17 protein-coding genes, 1 tRNA gene and 3 rRNA genes are annotated in these 23,413 nt (G+C 67.7%); 2 read left to right on the top strand and 19 right to left on the bottom strand.

The genetic code is table 11. The features are described from left to right. Window positions 1-20: 20 nt before the first annotated feature. The 11 genes from E7742_RS21350 to E7742_RS21300 all read right to left on the bottom strand — a co-directional run bounded on the left by E7742_RS21350 (window position 21) and on the right by E7742_RS21300 (window position 13,470). On the bottom strand, window positions 21-842 hold the full coding sequence (locus tag E7742_RS21350; RefSeq protein WP_137800762.1) for an ABC transporter ATP-binding protein: 822 nt from the start codon (window positions 840-842) through the stop codon (window positions 21-23). After that, window positions 839-1,528: a FadR/GntR family transcriptional regulator gene (locus E7742_RS21345; protein ID WP_137800761.1), complete on the bottom strand. Its 690-nt coding sequence runs from the start codon at window positions 1,526-1,528 to the stop codon at window positions 839-841. The genes E7742_RS21350 and E7742_RS21345 overlap by 4 nt, the downstream gene beginning before the upstream one ends. 265 nt (window positions 1,529-1,793) lie before the next feature. Further along, a 5S ribosomal RNA gene (gene rrf / locus E7742_RS21340) occupies window positions 1,794-1,910 on the bottom strand. Window positions 1,911-2,036: 126 nt separating this feature from the next. Continuing rightward, a 23S ribosomal RNA gene (locus E7742_RS21335) occupies window positions 2,037-5,168 on the bottom strand. A 339-nt stretch (window positions 5,169-5,507) separates the two neighbouring features. After that, window positions 5,508-7,026, bottom strand: a 16S ribosomal RNA gene (locus E7742_RS21330). Together the 16S, 23S and 5S rRNA genes form the textbook arrangement of a ribosomal RNA operon. A 594-nt stretch (window positions 7,027-7,620) precedes the next feature. Beyond that, window positions 7,621-7,818: a hypothetical protein gene (locus E7742_RS21325; RefSeq protein WP_137800760.1), complete on the bottom strand. Its 198-nt coding sequence runs from the start codon at window positions 7,816-7,818 to the stop codon at window positions 7,621-7,623. A gap of 281 nt (window positions 7,819-8,099) precedes the next feature. Further along, window positions 8,100-8,172 (bottom strand) — tRNA-Thr (locus E7742_RS21320). Between the two features lie 63 nt (window positions 8,173-8,235). Continuing rightward, on the bottom strand, window positions 8,236-9,423 hold the full coding sequence (locus E7742_RS21315; protein ID WP_137800759.1) for a DNA polymerase III subunit delta': 1,188 nt from the start codon (window positions 9,421-9,423) through the stop codon (window positions 8,236-8,238). Window positions 9,424-9,467: 44 nt separating this feature from the next. Continuing rightward, complete coding sequence (gene topA / locus E7742_RS21310) at window positions 9,468-12,356, bottom strand: type I DNA topoisomerase (RefSeq protein WP_137800758.1); 2,889 nt, start codon at window positions 12,354-12,356, stop codon at window positions 9,468-9,470. A 147-nt stretch (window positions 12,357-12,503) separates the two neighbouring features. Beyond that, complete coding sequence (locus E7742_RS21305; protein ID WP_137800757.1) at window positions 12,504-13,088, bottom strand: hypothetical protein; 585 nt, start codon at window positions 13,086-13,088, stop codon at window positions 12,504-12,506. Window positions 13,089-13,266: 178 nt separating this feature from the next. Further along, window positions 13,267-13,470 carry a cold-shock protein gene (locus E7742_RS21300; RefSeq protein WP_005515803.1) on the bottom strand — a complete coding sequence of 68 codons (204 nt, stop codon included), beginning with the start codon at window positions 13,468-13,470 and terminating at the stop codon, window positions 13,267-13,269. A gap of 388 nt (window positions 13,471-13,858) precedes the next feature. On the opposite strand from E7742_RS21300, the gene E7742_RS21295 reads away from it, so the two are divergent. Then, window positions 13,859-16,222: a DEAD/DEAH box helicase gene (locus E7742_RS21295; protein ID WP_137800756.1), complete on the top strand. Its 2,364-nt coding sequence runs from the start codon at window positions 13,859-13,861 to the stop codon at window positions 16,220-16,222. 5 nt (window positions 16,223-16,227) lie between these two features. Here E7742_RS21295 and E7742_RS21290 read toward each other — a convergent pair whose 3' ends face one another. Genes E7742_RS21290 through ssd form a run of 7 tightly spaced genes read right to left on the bottom strand, consistent with a single transcriptional unit; the run spans window position 16,228 to window position 20,902 of the window. Beyond that, window positions 16,228-16,584 carry an Rv3654c family TadE-like protein gene (locus E7742_RS21290; protein WP_137800755.1) on the bottom strand — a complete coding sequence of 119 codons (357 nt, stop codon included), beginning with the start codon at window positions 16,582-16,584 and terminating at the stop codon, window positions 16,228-16,230. Next, window positions 16,581-16,934, bottom strand: a complete 354-nt coding sequence (locus tag E7742_RS21285) for a TadE family type IV pilus minor pilin (protein ID WP_137801345.1) — start codon at window positions 16,932-16,934, stop codon at window positions 16,581-16,583. Before E7742_RS21285 ends, E7742_RS21290 begins: the two co-directional genes overlap by 4 nt. Continuing rightward, the gene (locus tag E7742_RS21280; protein WP_137801344.1) at window positions 16,931-17,134 is read right to left on the bottom strand and encodes a DUF4244 domain-containing protein; all 204 of its coding nucleotides are present in this window, start codon (window positions 17,132-17,134) and stop codon (window positions 16,931-16,933) included. The genes E7742_RS21285 and E7742_RS21280 overlap by 4 nt, the downstream gene beginning before the upstream one ends. A 60-nt stretch (window positions 17,135-17,194) precedes the next feature. Further along, on the bottom strand, window positions 17,195-17,779 hold the full coding sequence (locus E7742_RS21275; protein ID WP_175420549.1) for a type II secretion system F family protein: 585 nt from the start codon (window positions 17,777-17,779) through the stop codon (window positions 17,195-17,197). Further along, window positions 17,779-18,600: a type II secretion system F family protein gene (locus E7742_RS21270; protein WP_137800753.1), complete on the bottom strand. Its 822-nt coding sequence runs from the start codon at window positions 18,598-18,600 to the stop codon at window positions 17,779-17,781. Before E7742_RS21270 ends, E7742_RS21275 begins: the two co-directional genes overlap by 1 nt. After that, window positions 18,597-19,796, bottom strand: coding sequence for a TadA family conjugal transfer-associated ATPase (locus E7742_RS21265; protein ID WP_175420548.1), 1,200 nt, complete (start codon window positions 19,794-19,796; stop codon window positions 18,597-18,599). The genes E7742_RS21270 and E7742_RS21265 overlap by 4 nt, the downstream gene beginning before the upstream one ends. Beyond that, entirely contained in the window at window positions 19,793-20,902 is a 1,110-nt protein-coding gene (gene ssd / locus E7742_RS21260; protein ID WP_137800752.1) for a septum site-determining protein Ssd, read from the bottom strand. Before ssd ends, E7742_RS21265 begins: the two co-directional genes overlap by 4 nt. Window positions 20,903-21,433: 531 nt before the next feature. Between ssd and E7742_RS21250 the strand changes: the two genes are divergently transcribed. Further along, on the top strand, window positions 21,434-22,252 hold the full coding sequence (locus tag E7742_RS21250) for an HAD-IB family hydrolase (protein ID WP_137800750.1): 819 nt from the start codon (window positions 21,434-21,436) through the stop codon (window positions 22,250-22,252). A gap of 385 nt (window positions 22,253-22,637) precedes the next feature. Here E7742_RS21250 and E7742_RS21245 read toward each other — a convergent pair whose 3' ends face one another. Then, the gene (locus tag E7742_RS21245; RefSeq protein ID WP_137800749.1) at window positions 22,638-23,390 is read right to left on the bottom strand and encodes an oxidoreductase; all 753 of its coding nucleotides are present in this window, start codon (window positions 23,388-23,390) and stop codon (window positions 22,638-22,640) included. Between the last annotated feature and the right edge of the window lie 23 nt (window positions 23,391-23,413).

The raw sequence follows: 23,413 nt of genomic DNA, 5'->3' as shown, positions 1-23,413 counted from the left end.
CTGCCGGCAGGCGGGGTCGGTCAGGCCGTGGTGCCGAGTCCCTCCCCACGCGACTGCGCCGAGTACCGTCCGCCGCTGCGCAGGATCGTGATCGGGTGATCGAAGCACTCGCTGATCCGCGTCGTGGTGATGACGGACTCCGCCGCACCCTGCGCGGTGATGCGGCCGTCACGGATCAGCAGAGCGTGCGTCGTGGTGGTCGGGATCTCCTCGATGTGGTGCGTGACGAGGATGCTCGCCATCGCCGGATGCCGGGCCCGCATCTGGTCGAGCGCGGCGAGCAGCTGCTCGCGGGCCGCGAGGTCGAGCCCGGTGGCGGGCTCGTCGAGCAGCAGCACCGGCGGGTCCGGCATCAACGCGCGGGCGATGAGCGCGCGACCGCGCTCGCCCTGCGATAGCACCGGCCACCGCGCCTCGATCCGCGCGGACATTCCCATCATCGCGATGAGGTCCTCCGCCCGCGCCCGGTCCGCCGCCGTGGGCTGCCAGCGCTGTGCGAACTCCGGCGTGTTCGTCAGGCCGGTCAGCACGACGTCCCGCACCGTGAGCGGCCGGTCGATCGCGTGCCGCGGGTTGACATGCCCGATGTGCGCGCGCAGCTCTCGCATGTCCACCCTGCCGAGACGATGTCCGAGCACGTGCACGGTGCCGCGAGTCGGATGGGTCACCGCCCCCAGCAGGCTGAGCAGCGTGCTCTTGCCGGCACCGTTGGCGCCCAACAGCACCCAGTGTTGTCCCTGCTCTATCCGGACGTCGATGTCGCGCAGGATTGCCCGGCCGTCGCGGACGAGGTCCACGCCTTCGGTACTCAGCACGACACCGCCGTGGATCGGGGTGCTCATTCGCCGGTCCGTCCTTCCCGCAACTTCGCGATCATGGGGTCGAGGTTTGCGTTGGTCGCGGCAACCGCCGCCGCCCCGTCGCCCGCCGCGAGAGCGGCGACGAGGGCGTCGTGCGCCGCGCCGGTGTCCGGCAGCTGCGGTTCACTGTCCACCATGTCGACCAGCGCGGCGTGCAACACCGGTCGCACGGAATCGAACAGCGCGGTGAGCACGGCGTTCCCGGCCAGCACGACCACGGACCGGTGGAAGTCCAGGTCGGCCGTCACGAATGCGTCGGCGCCGCCCACCTGGCGCGCGTGCCGTTCGGCGACCTGTCGACGCAGCGCGGCGACGCCCTCTCGATCCGCGCGGTCGGCCGCCAACCGTGCGGCCTCCGTCTCGAGCGCCCGGCGGACCTCCAGGACTTCCAGGACCCGGGCCCGCCGCAGGAGCTGGTCGAAGCCGGGACCGTCCGGTGGTTCCGCCACGAAAGTCCCGACGCCGTGCCGGACGTCGAGCAGACCGTCACGAGCCAGCAGACGTACCGCCTCACGGACGGAGGAACGCCCCACCCCCAGTTCCGCGGCGAGTTCCGCCTCGCTGGGCAGTCGTTGTCCGACGGCCCACGACCCGGTCTCGATCCGCTGCCGCAGCACGTGCTCCAACTGCGGTACCAGCGGACCGTTCCGCAACGCCTGCCCTGCCATAGCTGCCACCTCCTGCCGGAAGTCTACAGACCTCAGATGTCTGAGGTCTCTGGTGAGTCCGTGCGCCCATACTCGCTGTTCGGCTCCGGCTCGGGCTGCTTCTATGCGAAGTTCGGCGAACACGGCCGGGCCGACCAGATCGTCACGGTTTTGTCGACTTCCGACTCCCCGCATCTCAGCGCAGCTGCCGGCGGAGAGGTGGTGCGGACATGCGAAAAACGCCGAAGGCCCCCACCATTACTGGTGGGGGCCTTCGGGAAAGGATGTTCGGCGGTGTCCTACTCTCCCACACCCTGTCGAGTGCAGTACCATCGGCGCTGGAGGGCTTAGCTTCCGGGTTCGGAATGGGACCGGGCGTTTCCCCTCCGCTATGGCCGCCGTAACTCTATGAAACTGTCACACATTCAACTCCCCGCCCGAACCATCCACCGGCTGCTGCCGGGCATGGTGGGGGTGAATGGTATCTGTGTGTTGTTTCAGATACCGCACAGTGGACGCGTAGCTTCTTTGTGGTAAGTCCTCGGCCTATTAGTACCAGTCACCTCCACACATTACTGTGCTTCCAGTTCTGGCCTATCAACCCGGTGGTCTGCCGGGGGCCTTACCCCCTCGAGGGGGTGAGAAACCTCATCTTGGAACAGGCTTCCCGCTTAGATGCTTTCAGCGGTTATCCCTTCCGAACGTAGCTAACCAGCAGTGCTCCTGGTGGAACAACTGGCACACCAGAGGTTCGTCCGTCCCGGTCCTCTCGTACTAGGGACAGCCTTCCTCAAGTTTCTGACGCGCGCGGCGGATAGAGACCGAACTGTCTCACGACGTTCTAAACCCAGCTCGCGTGCCGCTTTAATGGGCGAACAGCCCAACCCTTGGGACCTACTCCAGCCCCAGGATGCGACGAGCCGACATCGAGGTGCCAAACCATCCCGTCGATATGGACTCTTGGGGAAGATCAGCCTGTTATCCCCGGGGTACCTTTTATCCGTTGAGCGACACCGCTTCCACTTGCCGGTGCCGGATCACTAGTCCCGACTTTCGTCCCTGCTCGACCTGTCAGTCTCACAGTCAAGCTCCCTTGTGCACTTGCACTCGACACCTGATTGCCAACCAGGCTGAGGGAACCTTTGGGCGCCTCCGTTACATTTTGGGAGGCAACCGCCCCAGTTAAACTACCCACCAGGCACTGTCCCTGAACCAGATCATGGTCCGAGGTTAGATGTCCAATACGATCAGAGTGGTATTTCAACAACGACTCCACACACACTGGCGTGCATGCTTCACAGTCTCCCACCTATCCTACACAAACCGAACCGAACACCAATACCAAGCTATAGTGAAGGTCCCGGGGTCTTTTCGTCCTGCCGCGCGTAACGAGCATCTTTACTCGTAATGCAATTTCGCCGAGTCTGTGGTTGAGACAGCAGAGAAGTCGTTACGCCATTCGTGCAGGTCGGAACTTACCCGACAAGGAATTTCGCTACCTTAGGATGGTTATAGTTACCACCGCCGTTTACTGGGGCTTAAATTCTCAGCTTCGCCATTACTGGCTAACCGGTCCTCTTAACCTTCCAGCACCGGGCAGGCGTCAGTCCGTATACATCGTCTTACGACTTCGCACGGACCTGTGTTTTTAGTAAACAGTCGCTTCTCTCTGGTCTCTGCGGCCCCACCCAGCTCACACTGCAAGAGTGATCACCAGACGAGGCCCCCCTTCTCCCGAAGTTACGGGGGCATTTTGCCGAGTTCCTTAACCACAGTTCTCTCGATCGCCTTAGTATTCTCTACCTGACCACCTGTGTCGGTTTGGGGTACGGGCCGTGTGAAAGCTCGCTAGAGGCTTTTCTCGGCAGCATAGGATCACTGAATTCGCCTCAATCGGCTACGCATCACGTCTCAGGCATCATGAGTGGCGGATTTGCCTACCACTCGCCCTACACGCTTACACCAGTATTACCACTGACTGGCTCAGCTACCTTCCTGCGTCACCCCATCGCTTGGCTACTACCAGATCAGGTCCCGTGCATCCACATCCAGGTTCCCCGAAGGGAAGTAAGGACGCTTCAGGACGGTTAGTATCACTGATTCACCAGGGGCGCGTTCACACGGGTACGGGAATATCAACCCGTTGTCCATCGACTACGCCTGTCGGCCTCGCCTTAGGTCCCGACTCACCCTGGGCGGATTAACCTGGCCCAGGAACCCTTGGTCATTCGGCGGACGAGTTTCTCACTCGTCTTTCGCTACTCATGCCTGCATTCTCACTCGTGCAGCCTCCACACCTGGATCACTCCGGCGCTTCCATGGCTGCACGACGCTCCCCTACCCATCCACACCACTGCACACAGGCCCGTAGACCCGCATGGGTGTTATGTGAATGCCGCGGCTTCGGCGGTGTACTTGAGCCCCGCTACATTGTCGGCGCAGGATCACTTGACCAGTGAGCTATTACGCACTCTTTCAAGGGTGGCTGCTTCTAAGCCAACCTCCTGGTTGTCTTCGCGACCCCACATCCTTTTCCACTTAGTACACGCTTAGGGGCCTTAGCCGGCGATCTGGGCTGTTTCCCTCTCGACTACGAAGCTTATCCCCCGCAGTCTCACTGCCGTGCTCTCACACTCTGGCATTCGGAGTTTGGCTGACGTCAGTAACCTTGTGGGGCCCATCGGCCATCCAGTAGCTCTACCTCCAGAGTGAAACACACGACGCTGCACCTAAATGCATTTCGGGGAGAACCAGCTATCACGGAGTTTGATTGGCCTTTCACCCCTACCCACAGCTCATCCCCTCAGTTTTCAACCTAAGTGGGTTCGGGCCTCCACGACGTCTTACCGTCGCTTCACCCTGGCCATGGGTAGATCACTCCGCTTCGGGTCTAGAACATGCCACTCAAACGCCCTATTCGGACTCGCTTTCGCTACGGCTACCCCACACGGGTTAACCTCGCGACATGCCGCTAACTCGCAGGCTCATTCTTCAAAAGGCACGCCATCACCCCCAACACCGAAGTGTTCGAAGGCTCTGACGGATTGTAAGCGCACGGTTTCAGGTACTATTTCACTCCCCTCCCGGGGTACTTTTCATCTTTCCCTCACGGTACTAGTCCGCTATCGGTCACCAGGGAGTATTCAGGCTTATCGGGTGGTCCCGACAGATTCACAGCAGATTTCACGGGCCCGCTGCTACTCGGGTGTCCGTCACGACAGTCACCATGTTTTCGTCTACGGGACTCTCACCCTCTACGACAGGCCGTTCCAGACCACTTCGACTAACACGATGATTTCTTACTGTCGGCCAATCCGGCAGAATTGACAAGACGGATCCCACAACCCCACGAATGCAACGCCTGCCGGCTATCACACACCCATGGTTTAGCCTCTTCCGCTTTCGCTCGCCACTACTCACGGAATCACATGTTGTTTTCTCTTCCTGTGGGTACTGAGATGTTTCACTTCCCCACGTTCCCTCCACACGCCCTATATATTCAGGCGCGGGTAACCACACATCACTGTGGCTGGGTTTCCCCATTCGGACATCCTCGGATCTCAGCTCGGTTGACAGCTCCCCGAGGCTTATCGCAGCCTCCTACGTCCTTCATCGGCTCCTGGTGCCAAGACATCCACCGTACGCTCTTAAACACTTACAACAAAGATGCTCGCGTCCACTGTGCAGTTCTCAAACAACACACAAGCAGAAAACTCGTGCAGACACCGGACCAACCAGAACCGAAGTTCCCGCTGCGGTATGACCTGCGTTTCCCGCCTGTCGTCACTTTCCTTCGAGAAGATCACTTGCGTGTTCTCTCAGGACCCAACAGTATGCCGATATAACTCTCTTCCCACCAGCACTCGGGCCGGCAGTAGTGAAGAAGAATGCTTGTCAGTGTTCCACCCATGAGCAACCGCAGTCCCACGATTGGGGACTAAACGGCCTCTGCCAACCAGCAGGCCACCTGTGTGACCCCTGCGTTGGAGATGCTCCTTAGAAAGGAGGTGATCCAGCCGCACCTTCCGGTACGGCTACCTTGTTACGACTTCGTCCCAATCGCCGATCCCACCTTCGACGGCTCCCTCCACAAGGGTTAGGCCACCGGCTTCGGGTGTTACCGACTTTCATGACGTGACGGGCGGTGTGTACAAGGCCCGGGAACGTATTCACCGCAGCGTTGCTGATCTGCGATTACTAGCGACTCCGACTTCACGGGGTCGAGTTGCAGACCCCGATCCGAACTGAGACCGGCTTTAAGGGATTCGCTCCACCTCACGGTATCGCAGCCCTCTGTACCGGCCATTGTAGCATGTGTGAAGCCCTGGACATAAGGGGCATGATGACTTGACGTCGTCCCCACCTTCCTCCGAGTTGACCCCGGCAGTCTCCTGCGAGTCCCCGCCATTACGCGCTGGCAACACAGGACAAGGGTTGCGCTCGTTGCGGGACTTAACCCAACATCTCACGACACGAGCTGACGACAGCCATGCACCACCTGTATACCGACCACAAGGGGGCACCTATCTCTAGGTGTTTCCGGTATATGTCAAACCCAGGTAAGGTTCTTCGCGTTGCATCGAATTAATCCACATGCTCCGCCGCTTGTGCGGGCCCCCGTCAATTCCTTTGAGTTTTAGCCTTGCGGCCGTACTCCCCAGGCGGGGCGCTTAATGCGTTAGCTACGGCACGGATCCCGTGGAAGGAAACCCACACCTAGCGCCCACCGTTTACGGCGTGGACTACCAGGGTATCTAATCCTGTTCGCTACCCACGCTTTCGCTCCTCAGCGTCAGTTACTGCCCAGAGACCCGCCTTCGCCACCGGTGTTCCTCCTGATATCTGCGCATTTCACCGCTACACCAGGAATTCCAGTCTCCCCTGCAGTACTCAAGTCTGCCCGTATCGCCCGCAAGCTTGGGGTTGAGCCCCAAGTTTTCACGGACGACGCGACAAACCGCCTACGAGCTCTTTACGCCCAGTAATTCCGGACAACGCTCGCACCCTACGTATTACCGCGGCTGCTGGCACGTAGTTGGCCGGTGCTTCTTCTGCAGGTACCGTCACTTTCGCTTCGTCCCTGCTGAAAGAGGTTTACAACCCGAAGGCCGTCATCCCTCACGCGGCGTCGCTGCATCAGGCTTTCGCCCATTGTGCAATATTCCCCACTGCTGCCTCCCGTAGGAGTCTGGGCCGTGTCTCAGTCCCAGTGTGGCCGGTCGCCCTCTCAGGCCGGCTACCCGTCGTCGCCTTGGTAGGCCATTACCCCACCAACAAGCTGATAGGCCGCGGGCCCATCCTGCACCAGTAAACCTTTCCAACCCCCGCCATGCGACAGGAGCTCATATCCGGTATTAGACCCAGTTTCCCAGGCTTATCCCAGAGTGCAGGGCAGATCACCCACGTGTTACTCACCCGTTCGCCGCTCGTGTACCCCCGAAGGGGCCTTACCGCTCGACTTGCATGTGTTAAGCACGCCGCCAGCGTTCGTCCTGAGCCAGGATCAAACTCTCCGTTGAAGACTCTAGATTTCGCAGCCGAAGCCACTAATCAGTCATAGACATCGAGTCAAATCACTAGCAAAAAAACTCAAACTAGCTTTGCACTGACCATCCCAGACGGAAGAATGAGACGATCAGCAAATACCCACACCACGCTGCGGCAAAGCCGCGACACGATGGTGTGGAGTACCAAATAAATAATTGGCACTGACATTCATCGACACACTGTTGAGTTCTCAAAGAACACGCGCACACCATCACTCGAAACTTTGCAGTTCCTCGTTCCGGGGCAACCGTTCCAGCTTATCCCACCCGGGATCCGAGTGCAAACTCGGCTCCTTGCGGGCCACCCGGACGCGGCTCCACCACCCTACACGAGGGCGATACGACCAAACCGGGTGTGCCAGGCGCTCCCCGTACAACCTCGTTTTCCCTCGCTGACCTGTGAAGATCGCGTCCGGGTCGGTGTCCGTGTCGCTCTGACCTGGAATAAGTTACGCGAAGCATTCACCGAACACCAAATCGCCTGGTCACATGCCCTGAATGGGCCTCGAGTACTGCGCGGGACGTCCATTCGCCACCTCGAGGTGGCTCGAGCGGCGTTCCGGCCGGCTACGGGACCCAGTATTTGGCGGCCAGCTCCTCGACCAACGGGTCGTCATCGGCGACCTCGTCGAGCGCCGCGAGATCCCCGTCGATCGCGACCAGTCGCGGATCGTCGCCCTCGAACTCCTCGACCGGATGGCCACCGTTCTCGGCGAGCTGCCGCAGCAGCTTCTCGCGCACTCGGGCCTTGAGTGAATCGCTCACCTTCCGAGCATGGCGGCTCCCGCGCGATCCTGTCGAGCGTTTCGGTGACAGTCCGGAGACCTCAGTCGTCGTCGGAGCGCTTGAAGACCTGCCGCGCGACGGGAATCAGCATGACCAGGGCGCCGACCGCGAGGATCAGCCAGAAGATCTGCCACAACATCGGGGCTCCTCCCTGCACGGGTGGGGTGTCCCTACATTGTCCCGGTTCGGCCGGCCCGACCCGCGGATCGGACGAAAACGGGGAAGGCCCCGGCGGACTGTGTCCACCGGGGCCTTCCCAGAGCTGCCTGCGAGAATCGAACTCGCGACCTTTTCATTACGAGTGAAATGCTCTACCGACTGAGCTAAGGCAGCGTGCCTTTCGGCGCGTGCGAGTTTAGCCCGAACCCCCGCCCCCAATGCAAATCGGGCACCGGGCTACCGGTACTCGTCGCCGATCCGGGCCACGAGCGCGTCCAGAGCGAACTTCGGTTTGACGTTCATGTCCAGCGCTGCGCGGCAGTCCAGGATCGCCTCGATGCAGCGCAGCAGCCCATCGCGAGTGGTGCGGGCGGCGAGGTCTGCCGCGTGCTCCGCCATGTCGGGGTGGTTCGACGTCGCCGTCGAACCGAACGAGACGGCGAGCGCGTCACGGTACAGGCCGGCCAAGTCCATGAGTGCTCGATCGAGGGCGTCACGACCGGTGCGCGTGGCCCGTGACTTCTGCCGTCGCTCCAGATCCTTGAGGACACCCGCGGAGCCGCGCAGCGCGCCGGCCGCACCCTTCCCGGTACCACCGGCGCCGAGAGCTGTCCGTAGTTCCTCGGTTTCCCGCTCGTCTCGCCCGGCGGTGAGTTCCTTGGCCTCGACGTCCGCGGCCTGGACCAACTCCTCCGCGGCGGCGTACGCCGTCCCGGGGCGCATGGCGGCACCGGCGAGTGCGAGAGCGCGCTTGCGGCGCGCCCGCGCATCCTCGTCGGTGGCCAGCCGGCGGGCGCGTCCCACGTGCCCGCCACAGATCGATGCCGCCCACTGCGCGGTGTCGGCGTCCAAGCGGTCGCGGTCGCGCAGCACGTGGGCAATGGCCTCCACCGACGGCGTGACGAGGGGGATATGCCGGCAACGCGAGCGCAGCGTCACCGAGATGTCCTGGGGATCGACCGAGGGCGCGCACAGCAGGAACACGGTGCGCTCCGGCGGCTCCTCGACCACCTTGAGGAGGGCGTTGGCCGCGCCCTCGGTGAGTCGGTCGGCGTCCTCGACGACGACGATCTGCCACCGGCCGGTGCTGGGCCGCCGCGACGCGGTCTGCACGATCGCGCGCATCTCGCCGACGCTGATGCTCAGCCCCTCGGGCACGATGCGCCGGACGTCGCCGTGCGTACCGGCCATCGTGGTGGTGCACGCCTGACACTCGCCACAGCCGGGGACGCCGTCGGACGTGCACTGCAGCGCCGCCGCGAAGCACACCGCGGCCACCGAGCGCCCGGATCCGGGCGGCCCGGTGAACAGCCAGGAGTGCGTCATCCGGGAACCGGCGTCGCCGCCGCGCGCGGCGGTGGCGGCGGCCGTCAGTTCCGCCTCGACGTGCTCCTGGCCGACCAGTCGATCGAATACACCCGCCACGCGCCGAGCCTAACGGTCGATGCCGACGGCGAAGGCCCGGCCGGTCACGACTTCTTCGCCGCGGCCTTCTTGGCCGGCGCCTTCTTGGCTGCGGTCTTTTTCGCGGCTGCCTTCTTGGCGGGAGCCTTCTTGGCCGCCGCCTTCTTCTTCACCGGTCCGCGGGCGCGTCGCTCGGCGAGCAATTCGGACGCCCGCTCGTCGGTGATCGACTCGACCTCGTCGCCCTTGCGCAGGCTCGCGTTGGTCTCACCGTCGGTGACGTACGGGCCGAAACGTCCGTCCTTGATGACCATCGGCTTGCCGGTCGCCGAGTCGTTGCCCAGCTCCCGCAGCGGTGCCGCCGCCGAAGCCTGTCGACCGCGCCGCTTGGGCTCGGCGTAGATCTTCAGCGCCTCGTCGAGCGTCACCGTGAACATCTGCTCCTCGTTCTCCAGGGAACGGGAGTCGGTGCCCTTCTTGAGGTACGGGCCGTACCGGCCGTTCTGCGCGGTGATCTCTTCCTTCGACTCCGGATCCACACCCACGACCCGGGGCAGCGACAGTAGCTTGAGGGCGTCCTCGAGCGTGACGGTCGACAGGTCCATCGACTTGAGCAGCGAACCGGTGCGCGGCTTGGGACCGGCAGCCTTCTTCGCGGCCTTCTTGGCGGGCGCCTTCTTGGCGGCCTTCGTCTTGGTCGTGCCGGTGCCGTCGGCGTCGACCGGCACGATGTCCGGTTCGGGCTCGGGCGCCGGTTCCGGGAGGATCTCGGTGACGTACGGGCCGAAGCGGCCTTCCTTCGCGACGATCTCGTGCCCGGTCAGCGGGTCGACACCGAGCTTGCGGCCCTCCTGCGGAGTCGAGAACAGCTTCTCCGCGTACTCGGGCGTGAGCTCGTCCGGCGGCAGGTCGTCGGGCAGGTTCGCACGCTGCGAGACGGGGTCGCCGTCCGGGTCGTCCGGGTTCTGGACCATCCGCTCGAGGTACGGGCCGAAGCGTCCGACGCGCACGTGGACCTCGCGTCCCTCGGCGTCGTCGAACAGGCGGATCGAGTTGATCTCGCGGGCGTCGATGTCCTCGAGGTTCTCGCCGACCATCTTCTTGAGGCCGCCGGCCGCGGCGACCGAGTCGTCCGCCGCCTGCGAGTCGCCGAAGTAGAAGCTCGACAACCAGTTGCCGCGCTGCTCCCGGCCACCGGCGATCTCGTCGAGATCGTCCTCCATGGCCGCGGTGAAGTCGAAGTCCACCAGGCGACCGAAGTGCGCCTCGAGCAGACCGATCACCGCGAACGCCACCCATGAGGGCACGAGCGCGCTGCCACGCTTGTAGACGTACCCGCGGTCGAGGATGGTCTTGATGATCGACGAGTACGTCGACGGGCGGCCGATACCGAGATCCTCCAGCGCCTTGATGAGGCTGGCCTCGGTGTAGCGCGCCGGCGGATTGGTGGTGTGACCGTCCGGATCGAGCTTGGTCGCGGTGACGCCCTGCCCCTTGGTGAGCACCGGCAGCCGGGACTCGGCGTCGTCGGACTGGCCGCCGGCCTCCTCGTCGACACTCTCCACGTAAGCCTTCAGGAAGCCGGGAAACGTGATGGTGCGCCCGGATGCCGAGAAGGTGCACTCCTCGCCGGTGCCCGCGGTGCCGGTGATCCGCAGCGTCAGCGTCGTGCCGCGCGCGTCGGCCATCTGCGACGCGACGGTGCGCTGCCAGATGAGCTCGTACAGGCGGTACTCGTCGTTCTCGAGGCGCGCATGCAACTGGCCCGGCGTCTGGAAGACGTCACCGGCCGGCCGGATCGCCTCGTGCGCCTCCTGCGCGTTCTTGACCTTGCGCGTGTACTGCCGCGGGCTCGAGTGCACGTACTCGGCGCCGTACAGCTCGGTGGCCTGGGCGCGGGCGGCCGCGATGGCCGACTGCGACAGCGTGGTCGAGTCGGTTCGCATGTAGGTGATGTAGCCGTTCTCGTACAGCCGCTGCGCGACGCGCATCGTGCGCTCCGAGGAGAACCGGAGCTTGCGCGCGGCCTCCTGCTGCAGCGTCGACGTCATGAACGGCGCGTACGGCTTGCGGGTGTACGGCTTGTCCTCGGCGGACGAGACGACCAGGTCGACACCCTCGAGCGACTCGGCGAGCCGACGGGCGTACGCCTCGTCGATCACCGTCACCCCGGACGACTTCAGCTTGCCGTCGGGTCCGAAATCGCGGCCGACCGCGACACGCGAGCCGTCGACCGCGACCAGACGCGCACCGAAGTTACGGGGACTCGCGTCGGCACCGGCGTCGAGCGTGGCCGAGATGTCCCAGTACTCCGCGGAACGGAACGCCATCCGCTCCCGCTCGCGCCGAACGATGACGCGAGTGGCGACGGACTGCACGCGGCCCGCCGACAGCTTCGGCATGACCTTCTTCCACAGCACGGGGCTGACCTCGTAGCCGTAGAGGCGGTCGAGGATGCGGCGGGTCTCCTGCGCGTCGACCAGATCGTTGTCGAGATCGCGGGTGTCCTCGGCGGCCGCACGGATCGCGGGCTCGGTGATCTCGTGGAAGACCATCCGGCGAACCGGGATCTTCGGCTTGAGAGTCTCGAGCAGGTGCCAGGCGATGGCCTCGCCCTCGCGGTCGGGGTCGGTGGCGAGGTAGAGCTCGTCGGCGTCCTTGAGGAGGCTCTTGAGCTCGGTGACCTTCGACTTCTTCTCGGGGCTGACGACGTAGAGCGGTTCGAAGTCCTGGTCGACGTTCACGCCCAGGCGCGCCCACGGCTCACCCTTGTACTTCGCGGGCACGTCCGCGGCGCCCCGCGGCAGGTCACGGATGTGTCCGACCGACGCCTCCACGACGTAGTTCTTGCCGAGGTAGGGCGCGATCTTCTTGGCCTTCGTCGGTGACTCGACGATGACGAGGCGGCGCGTGGCAGACGCTCCGTCCGCCGTGCTCTTCTCCCGTGATGCCACCAGTCTGTCCGCACCTTTCCTGCTCGATCAGTGCCGCTGTGCGCACCTGATGCGAATCTCGTCTCCGCCCCCGTTATACCGGGTCCGGTCTTTTACAGGGTGTCACACGGCCCGGACAGGTGCGCATATCCATCCCGTTCGATTCGCTCAAATGTGCGGCCAGTTGCGCCGGGCGTCCGGGTCGTCCGGTGCCTCTCCGATGTTCTCCGCGAGATGCATGAGCCGTCGCCGCCCGGAAATTCGCAAGGCCGGGGACGGCCCCCGATTTCCGACGATCGTCGGCGCGACACCGGCCCGCATCAACGATTGCGCGAGGACATTGTGCGTGTCCGGGGCGTGCGGATCGAGTCCCAGCACGTAGCGCTGGCCGTCGAGTTCGACGCGCCCCGACGCGAGCACCCACGCACGCTGCGCCCGCGTGCCGGGGACCCAGCCCTCGGGGACCGCCTTGACCGCCCCGCGCGTCCACCGCGCGGCGAGCGTGGTCAGCTGCGGAACCGCCGCGGTCCGCACCAGCGGACGGTCCTCCTCCGACCGGCCGATCTCCGCGTCGAGTCCGGTTTCCCGCATCATCTCGGCGATCGCCTCGGCGCGCCACACGCTGTCGACGACGACGGACACGCGGGCGCCCTCCCGGGACGACACCACCTGGCCCTGCGCAGCCAGCAGCCCGCCGAGGTCGGTCACCGCCGGCGGGACCGCCTCGGCGGAGAAGAAGGAGAGCTGCGCCACAAGTGGGACAGTAGGCCACAATCGGGCCGTGGTCGGGAGGATCGCCGAACGGCGCTCGCACCGGAGACGCGGCCGCCCCACTAACGAACTCGTCCCCCGGTACCGCGAAGGGCACCGGGGGACGAGTCAGGCAGCGGTCGTCACGACCAGCCTGCCGAATCGTTCAAAGATGAACGGATCAGATAGCGCGAACGCCGGTGGCCTGCGGGCCCTTGGTGCCCTGGCCGACCTCGAACTCGACGCGCTGGTTCTCTTCCAGGGTGCGGAAGCCGCTGCCCTGGATCTCGGAGTAGTGGACGAAGACGTCAGCGGAGCCGTCCTCGGGAGCGATGAAGCCGAAGCCCTTTTCCGCGTTGAACCACTTCACAGTGCCCTGTGCCATGCTTTTCCTTCTCTTTCTTACACCGGATTCGATGGACAGCACTTCTGGTCCACCGGGCCGGTTCCGACCGCTGTACTTTCTCGATTCCCCCTCAGGAACGCATAAGCACCGCGCTCGCAACATCGATCCTGCGGGCGTTTAAACGAACACAGAAGCTGCGACCAGGTCATAGTCAACCACGTCCGCCGCCCCTGCAACAGTCGAAAGACGAACAAAAACTGCAAACGGATGATCTTGCACGGAGTGCCACTCCAGTTACCGTCGAGTACACCCCTCGCCGACCCCGTTCGGACACCCCATATAGGATCAAAAGCCCAGGTCCGGGGCGCCCGGCGCGATCCGGACCCCGGGACGAGACTTGCATCGGACAATTCCGGAAGGGGCGCCCGTGAACACCTCGCCGCGTGCCCGTCGCACGCGCGAAACCGGTCCCGACTCGTTCGGACGCACACTGCTCGATCGCGTGTTGGCAGGTACCCCTCCCGGCGAGCGTCCGCTCACGTTCACTTCCGAACTCCCGGCCCGGGTCGCGCAGGTAGCCGAGTGGCCGGAGTGGGCGGATCCGGCCGTGGTGCGCGCCCTTCGGCAGGCGGGGATTCCGCAGCCGTGGCGTCACCAGGCCGAGGCGGCGACGATCGCAGCGGGCGGCGACCACGTCGTCGTGGCCACGGGCACGGCGTCGGGCAAATCGCTGGCGTACCAACTTCCGGTGCTGACCGACCTCGCCGGACAGTCGCGGGGAACGGCGCTGTACCTGTCCCCGACCAAGGCTCTCGGCGCCGACCAGTTGCGGGCCGCGATGGCGCTGACCGAGTCGGAGGCGGAGCTGTCGTCGATCCATCCGTGCGGCTTCGACGGCGACACCCCGACCGAGATCCGCCAGTGGGCGCGCGCCAACTCGCGCTGGATCTTCACCAATCCGGACATGCTGCACATCGGCATCCTGCGCTCGCACCAGCGCTGGTCGCACGTGCTGCGCAACCTGCGGTACGTCGTCGTCGACGAGTGCCATTCCTATCGCGGCGTCTTCGGGTCGAACGTCGCGCTCGTGCTGCGGCGCCTGCGCAGGCTCGCGGCACGGTACGGCGCGCACCCGGTGTTCGTGCTCGCGAGCGCGACGACGTCGGAGCCGGGGGCGGCCGCGTCACGGCTGATCGGCGCACCGTGCGCCGAGGTCACCGAGGACGGTTCGCCGCACGGCCCCCGGACGATCGCGCTGTGGGAGCCGCCGCTGCTCGAGTCGGTGACCGGGGAGAACGGTGCCCCGGTTCGGCGGGCCGCGGGATCGGAGGCGGCGCGGATCATGTCGGATCTGCTGGTAGAGGGGGCCCGGACACTGACCTTCGTCCGGTCCCGCCGCGGCGCGGAGCTGACCGCGATCGGCAGCCGCCGCATCCTGTCCGAGATCGACCCCGACCTGGCCGACCGGGTGGCCGCCTACCGCGCCGGCTACCTCGCCGAGGACCGCCGTGACCTCGAGGCCTCGCTCGCGGACGGACGGCTGCTCGGCGTCGCCACGACCAACGCGCTCGAGCTGGGCGTGGACATCGCCGGACTGGACGCCGTCGTCGTCGCGGGGTTCCCCGGAACGGTCGCCTCGTTCTGGCAGCAGGCCGGCCGTTCGGGGCGGCGGGGCGAGGGCTCGCTGGTGGTGCTGGTCGCCCGCGACGATCCACTCGACACGTACCTCGTGCACCATCCGTCGGCGCTGCTCGACCGCCCGGTCGAGGCGACGGTCACCGACCCGACCAACCCGTACGTGCTGGGCCCGCAGCTGTTGTGCGCGGCGATGGAGATGCCGCTGTCGGATGCCGAAGTGGAGGAGTTCGGCGCGGCGGACGTGCTCGCGGACCTCGCCGCGCAGGGCGTGGTCCGGCACCGCTCGCGCGGCTGGTTCGTCACCCCCGACGTCGACCCCCACGGTGCTCTCGACATCCGGGGCGGGATCGGCACCCAGATCGCGATCGTCGACGGCGAGTCCGGGCGGTTGCTGGGGACGGTCGACGGGGGCCGCGCGCCGGCGACCGTCCACCCCGGTGCCGTTCACATCCATCAGGGCGAGTCGTTCGTCGTCGACCACCTCGATCTCGACGACGGCATCGCGATCGTCCACGCCGAGCAGCCGGAATGGACGACGTCGGCCCGGGAGGTCACCGACATCGGGATCGCCGACGTCGGCGAGCACAAGCGGTACGGCGACGTGGACGTCGCGCTGGCGCAGGTGGAGGTGACCCACCAGGTGGTGGGCTACCTGCGTCGGCTGCCGTCCGGTGAGGTGTTGGACTCCGTCGAACTCGACATGCCCGCCCAGACGCTGCACACCCGCGCGGTGATGTACACGATCACGCCCGAGTTGCTCGCCGACAGCGGGATCGGCGCCGACCGGACGCCGGGCGCACTGCACGCCGCCGAGCACGCCGCGATCGGTCTGCTCCCGCTGGTCGCGACGTGCGACCGTGCCGACATCGGCGGGGTCTCGACGGCGCTGCATCCGGACACCGGACTGCCGACGGTGTTCGTGTACGACGGGCACCCGGGCGGCGCCGGGTTCGCCGACCGCGGGCACGCCGAGCTGGTTCGTTGGCTGAGCGCCACCCGGTCGGCGATCGAGGCGTGCGAATGCGTGGCCGGATGCCCGTCGTGCGTGCATTCCCCCAAGTGCGGCAACGGTAATCACCCGTTGGACAAGGACGGCGCGATCCGGGTCCTGGCCGCGGTGCTCGACGCGGTGGACCCGCAACCGCGCGCCTGACGGGTTCACTCGGCCGGCCCGGCTCGGGCGACCGCCCGAGCCGGGCCGAGCTGAAGGGCCTTCGACCCCGTCGGCGCCTCGGTCGACACGACGACGTCCCATCCCTCGACGCTGCATTCGCCCACCGCAACCCGCATGCGCCGTGCAACGGACTCCGCCGCGGCACAGGCGGATTCGCTGCCCTCGGCGAGCGCCTGGGCGGCCGCCAGTGCCCCGAGATCGGCGGCCGCCTGCGCCCGGTGACGTGCCGCGACCGCCCCACCCAGGTGCAACAGGACGGCCGTCACCGCCACGAGCCCGGCCAGCGCGAAGCACGCCAACACCGTCGCGCCACCGGACTCGTCCCGCCACCCACGGCTCATTCGTCTGCCGCCTCGGGCTCGCGGACGGCGACGGCCTCCGCCGACAGCACGACCAGTGGCAGCAGCGGGACCCCGGCCCGTACCGTCGCCGTGACGAATTCGCCGTCCTCCCGCAGCGTGATGTCGGCGTCGGGCGGTGCGACCCGGCCGGCGACGTCGACGGCCACCGTCCGGTCACCGCGGGCCGCGAGCCGGGCCGCCTCGCGGGCCGCGTCGATGCAACGCACCTGGGCGGAGGCGGCGGCGATGGCGCCGACGCACAGGAGAACGACCGTCACGATCGAGGCGATGCCGATCGCCACCTCGACCGTGACGGCACCGTCGTCCCCGCGAGCGAGCCGCGCCCTCAGACCTTGGTGGCGAGCGCCTTGTCGATGATCCCGGTGAGTGCGGAGACGATCGAATCCCCGGTGACCACGGTGTAGAGAATCGCCCCGAACGCCGCGGCGGCGATCGTCCCGATCGCGTACTCGGCCGTCGACATTCCGTCGTCTGCGGTCGCGGCGAGCACGAGGCGTGCCTGCAGGTGGTGCAACTTGCTGATCCACATATCTTTCCCCCTCATTTCCCATCCGCCGCGGCCTTTCCGCGACGGCCCGTCCCCGGCGGCTCACAGGAGCCCTCCCGCGAGTACCCGGCCGGCGAGTCCGATCACCACCGGAACGATTCCCAGACAGACGAACGCCGGCAGAAAACACAGTCCCAGCGGGCCCCCGATGAGGACGCCGGCCCGTTCCGCCCCCGCGACGGCACGGTCCTCGGCGTCGGCACGCTGCTGCGTCGCCAGTTCCCCGATCGCTTCCGACAGCGCCGCGCCCGATCGCGCCGATCGGCGCGCCATCCGCGCCAGCGCCTCCGTGGCCGGGTCACCGGCCACGACTCCCCACGCCGTCGCCGGATCCGCGCCGAGCGTCAGCAGATCGGCGGTGCGTCGCAACGATCGGGAGAGCGGTGACGGCGCGGAGGGGCCGACGGCAGCGGCCGCGGCGGACGCGGGCAGCCCGGCCCGCAGACATGCGGCGAGCAGGTCGAACGCGCCGGCGACCGCCAGCGGATCGGTCGACGTCGGCGCGGGGTCGACTGCCGGGGGCGGTGCCCCACCCGGCGTCGCCGTACCGCGCAGGCGCCGCCGCGGGGCCGACGGACCGGGCGTCACGAGTGCCGCCCCCGCGAGGGCCAATGCCGCGGCCCACATCACGCCATCACCCGGTCCACGATCCGGTCGGTCCACGCCAGTCCGGCCGCGACCAGTACGGTGCCGGCGATCAACAGCACCCCGCCGAGCCCGCCGCCGAGCAGGACCGTGACGGGCGCAGCGCCCATGAGTTGGCCCAGCCCGATGCCGAGCACCGGTAGGCCTGCCAGCACGGCCGCCGTGGCCCGCGCGCCCGCCAACGACGCGTCGGTGCGGGTGCGGAACCGGTTGCGTCCCAGCAGATCCGATCGGGCCGCCTGCAACAGATCGGCCAGCGCGAGACCGTGACTCTCCGCGACCGCCCACGCATTCGCGATCCGTTGCAGATCGTCGGCCACCACGCTGCTCGGCACGAGCAGGCCGCCGGCCGCCGAGCCGCCCAGCCGCGCCCGGGCGCCGGCACACCGGAACGCGTCGGCGGCCACGCCGTCGCACTCGGCCGCCGCCGTCTCGCACGCGACCGCCGGGTGTGCCCCCACCCGCAGTTCGCCGATCACCACGTCGAGCCCGGCCAGCACACCGCGCCGTTGGCGCGCGCGGTGATCGGCCGCGCGCCGGCGCCGGTGACGCCGACGGACGGTGGCCGCGAGCACGGCAGCCGCCACGGCCGGAGTCACCGCACCGAGCGCCGCCAGCGGTACGCACACGAGGAACGCGAGATCGACCGGGGACAGGCCGCGCCGAGAGGCCGCCCGCCGAACGCGCGCCACCGCACCGCGCGGCGCCACCGGCCTGCCCTGCACCCCCCGCAGCCGGATCCGGGCCGCACGAGTGGGCAGCACCAGTATCGCCCCGGCCAGACACAGCAGAGCGGCCGTCACCGCGCGTTCCTCGCGTCCAGCAACGCGCGCAACGCCGCGCCTCCGGGCGCCGGGCCGGCCTCTGCGGTCCAGACCGGCACGACGCGCACCGTACCGGCCGGATCCCTTTCGAGCACACCGATTTCCACGAGTCCGCGACGCCCGGAGGAGTCCCGGCGGACGTGCAGGACGGCCTGGACCGCCGCGGCGAGCTGGCTGTGCAGAGCCCGGCGGTCCATGCCGCCGAGCGCCGCGAGTGCCTCCAGCCGGGCCGGCACCTCACCGGGCGAGTTGGCGTGCACCGTCCCGGCGCCGCCGTCGTGACCGGTGTTGAGCGCGGTGAGCAGATCGACCACCTCGGCCCCGCGCACCTCCCCGACCACGATGCGGTCGGGCCGCATCCGCAGCGACTGCCGCACCAGATCGCGGACCGTCACCTCGCCGACGCCCTCGACGTTGGGGGCCCGGGCGACGAGCTGCACGACGTGCGGGTGGGACGGCGCCAGCTCGGCGGCGTCCTCGACGCAGACGATCCGTTCGCTCGGATCGACCCGGCCTAGCATGGCGGCGAGCATCGTCGTCTTGCCGGCGCCGGTGCCCCCGGTGACGAGGAACGCCAGCCGCGCGCGCACGATCTCCTCGAGCAGCGCGTGCGCCTGCGGGTGGACCGCCCCGCGCACGGCGAGGTCGTCCAATCCCTGGGTGGCCGGCCGGAGGACACGCAACGACACGCAAGTGCCGCCTTGCGCGACGGGAGCGAGCACCGCGTGCAGGCGCACGCCCAGGTCCCCGCCGCCGATGCCGTCGAGGCGCCCGTCCACCCAGGGTTGGGCGTCGTCCAGACGTCGGCCCGCCGACAGCGCGAGCCGCTGGGCGAGCCGCCGCACGGCCGCCTCGTCGGGGAAGGACACGGCTGTGCGTTCGAGTCCGGCGCCGAGGTCGACCCACACCGCGTCGGGCGCCGTGACGAGGACGTCCGCGACACCGGGCAGCGCCAGCAGTGGTTCGAGGGGTCCCGCGCCGGTCAGCTCCGTCTGCAGCGTGCGCAACACGGCCAACAGGTCGGTGTCGCCGAGCACGCCACCGGATTCCGCCCGGATGGCCGACGCCACGGTGGCCGGGCCGAGATCGCCCTCCGTCAGGGCCAGTCGTTCCCGGACCCGCTCGAGCAGATCCGGGGAGGCCAGCGTCCCCGACCGACCCGGCTCGACGGTCACGCCGCCCTCCCCTGCCGGCGCGGACGGGCTGCGAGCACGTCCAGCACCGCGCGCGCCCCCGCCGCGAGCGGTGAGCGCCGACCGGGATCGAAGCCCCCACGCTCGAGCATCGCGTCGATCCCCGGTTCGGGGCGCACGGCCGCGAGCAGTGGGACCCCCAGGCTCCCCGCCAGATCGCCGCTCCGCAGCCCGCCCGGGGCGGGGCCACGAACCACGATCCCCTGGTTGGGGTTTCGCTCCGACACCCGCGCCAGCACGTGTTCGGCCGCGACACCTCCCCGCACGGTCGCCGGCACGACCACCACGACGAGATCCGCGACGTCGAGCACGCTGTCGCCTGCCGCGGACGGAAGGCGCGGCACGTCGCAGACCACGAGTCCGCCCACCGAGCGACCGGCCTCGACGACCGCGGTGACCGCCGCCGGTGTGGGTGCGCCCGTGTCCCCGCGATCGCACGAGAGGACGCTCAGCGCAGCGGATCGCGCCGGGAGCGCCGCGCGCAGCGCCTCCGCCGAGACACGCCCTCCCTCCACCGCGAGCCCCGACCACCGCAGCCCCGGCTTCCCCTCGATGCCCAGAAGCAGGTCCAGCCCGGCGCCGAGGGGATCGACGTCGACGAGCAGCGCCCACGCTCCCGCGGTCCCGGCACCACGCGGACGTGACGCCTCGAGCGCGACCGCCGCGGCCAGGCTCGAGGCGCCCGCTCCCCCGCACCCGCCGACCACCGCGATCACCGCCCCCTCTCCCGGCGTCCGGACCCGGGGCTCGGCGAAGGCCGCGACGAGCGCGGCTTCGTCGTCCGGTACCCCGAGCACGCTGGCGGCGCCGACCGCGGTGGCCGCCTGCCAGTCGGCGAGCGTCGGCACGCCGTCGGCCACGAGCAGCACTTGTTCTCGCCGGGGCAGTCGCGTCGCACAGCCCCGGGCGGCGGCGGCGTCCAGAACCACGAGGTCCGCCGATTCCCACTCGGACCGCCCGACAGGGAGCGACGCCTCAACGAAGGTTTGATCGGTCGCGGCAGCGACGGACCGCAGACTCTGCAGAATCGTGCCGGGGCCGACGATGCCCAGTACGCCACGCCGGACCCCGGAATCGCTGATGTTCATGCCGCCAGCCTGCGTTTCGCGGAGACCGACCGGAAGGCGTCGAACGAGAATGTGGAGTAATTCGGAGCCTGTGGATCAATTTCGGTACGAACGTACCAATTATGCGAATAGCCGAGACCGCACTGCGCGCACGAACCGTCGAGAAATAGCCCGACGAGGACGCGGGTGATGGCCTCGCGGCCGAGGAACCGCACGAGAGAAGGCGCCGGCCGGAAAGGATTCGGTGGGCGACACCGAGGAAGCAGGGCGAGGAAAAGAAGGCGCGACCAGCACGGGAGCACGGCCGGAACCTGGCCGAGAAAGGGGACGACCCCCGCCAGGGGGGGAGGAGGCGGGGGTCGTCAGAGTTCAGCCCCGGGGGGTCGGGCTGAACACGCCTGGATCGCGTCCAGGTAGAAGCAATACTACACCCAGATCCACGAATATTCGCAAGTTCCGATATCCCGCAGGAAAGCGCGGAACTGCAGGTCGCGTCCGACAATCCGCGCACAGTGAGCCACGCCACGGACCCGCTCCCCTATTCTTGGTCACGTGAACGCCCGACCGAGCGCACATCCGGAACGCGACCGAGTGGCCGCGTTCTTCGATCTGGACAAGACCGTCATCGCGAAGTCCAGCGCACTCGCGTTCAGCAAGCCGTTCTTCGCCGAGGGGCTCATCACGCGGCGGTCGGTACTGCAGAGCAGCTACGCCCAATTCCTGTTCCTGCTCTCCGGGGCCGACCACGACCAGATGGAGCGCATGCGCGCACACCTGACGAACATGACGGCCGGCTGGGACGTCGAACAGATCCGCGCCATCGTCGCCGAGACCCTGCACGACATCGTCGATCCGTTGATCTACGCGGAGGCGGTGGACCTCATCGCCGACCACCGGGCGCGGGGCCACGACGTCGTGATCGTCTCGGCCTCCGGCGAGGAGGTGGTGACGCCCATCGCCACCGCACTGGGAGCCACCCACAGCACCGCGACCCGCATGGTCGTCGAGGACGGCCGGTACACCGGAGAGCTCGAGTTCTACTGCTACGGCGACGGCAAGGTCGAGGCGATGCGCGAGCTCGCCGCGAGTCACGGCTACGACCTGACGCGGTGCTACGCGTACTCCGACTCGGTGACCGATCTGCCCATGCTCGCCGCCGTCGGACACCCCACCGCCGTCAACCCGGATCGGGCACTGCGCCGCGCCGCGACCGAAAATGGTTGGCCCGTATTGTCTTTCTCCAACCCGGTGTCGATGCGGTCCCGGCTGCACGCCTCACCGCGGAGCGCCGCCGCGGCCGCCGCCGCCCTCCTGTCGGGCGCTGCGGTCGTCGGCGCGTTCACCTACGGGGCGCGTCGACGGAAACGGTGAACGAGCGTCTGACACAAAGGAAAATTGGCTCTTGAAGTGGGGTGGAGCAGAGGGTACAAAGGAGTTACGGAATGCCGGAAGGCCAGGGTCGATCCGGAAGAGAAGGGCCGATCCCCCGCACGGACTTCCCAGCACGGGCACCAGGTACCCACGCGAAGCAGCAAGCCACTATAAGGGCAGAAGCGTTGTGGGCCTGCGAGACTCGGACGCCTGACGGTAAGGGTCCCGCACCAGTTGCGGGAACGAACCGGCACCGATCGAGCCAGCGCCGAGGCCGTGACACACAACCCACATGTGCACGCATGGTAACCCGGCAGTCCGTGCTAGCGGGTGGCGGCGCCGACCACGGTCGACGGCACCACCCGCTTCGCATGTGCGGGCCGGCTCAGCCCGCGGTGGCCGCGTCCGCGATCGACATAGCCTCTCGGGCACCGGCTTCGAGCGCGCCGCAGCACAGGATCACCCAGCTGCCCACTCCTTCGGGTGTGCCGGCCGCGAACCCGGCGATGCCGTCCCGGTAGGCCGGCACCCGACGCATCCAGCTGACCTCCGGCACGCCGAGGTTGTGCGGATCCAGCCCCGTCGAGGTAGCGACCAGTCGGGACGCCGCGCGAGCGACGATGCCGTCGGCGACACCGAACGGCTGCAGCGCCAGCAGTTCGCCGTGCACGATGGCCGCCAGCACCGGGGCAGGTGCCTTCGTCCCGCCGGTGACGAGCTGCGCGAGCATGTCCAGACGCTCCCCCACGCCCGGCTCGGACCGCGGACGTCCGAGCGTCTCCGCATCGGTGACGAGGTCGGACGCGGCGAGCAGGTGCAGCCGGGCGAGGGCCTGCAGCGGCGCCCGCTGCCAGGTCGGGAGGATCACGGTGAGCGCCTCCCCGTCCAGGGCCTGCGCCACGCGCAGCGCCCCCGAGAGCACCGGGTCGCCGACCGTGCCCGGGGTGGGCAGTTCCGTGGAACCACCGTCGATCGCGGCCGACGCCCGCGCGGCGCGCACCGACGCCTCGGTGGCCGTCTGCGGCCACCCCCGCCGGTTGGTCTTGTGCCGATGCACCTCGCCGAGCGCGTCGCGGGCGCGGTCGGCCGCCTCCACCACACCGGGCAGGTCCAACAGCGGCCGCAGAGGATCAGTCACGGGAACACTCACAGCCCAGACGC

Origin of the sequence: Rhodococcus sp. SGAir0479 (assembly GCF_005484805.1) — a bacterium.
Classification (GTDB): Bacteria; Actinomycetota; Actinomycetes; order Mycobacteriales; family Mycobacteriaceae; genus Prescottella.
Note: the sequence above shows the minus strand (reverse complement) of the source record. Positions and strands in the feature narration are given on the sequence as shown.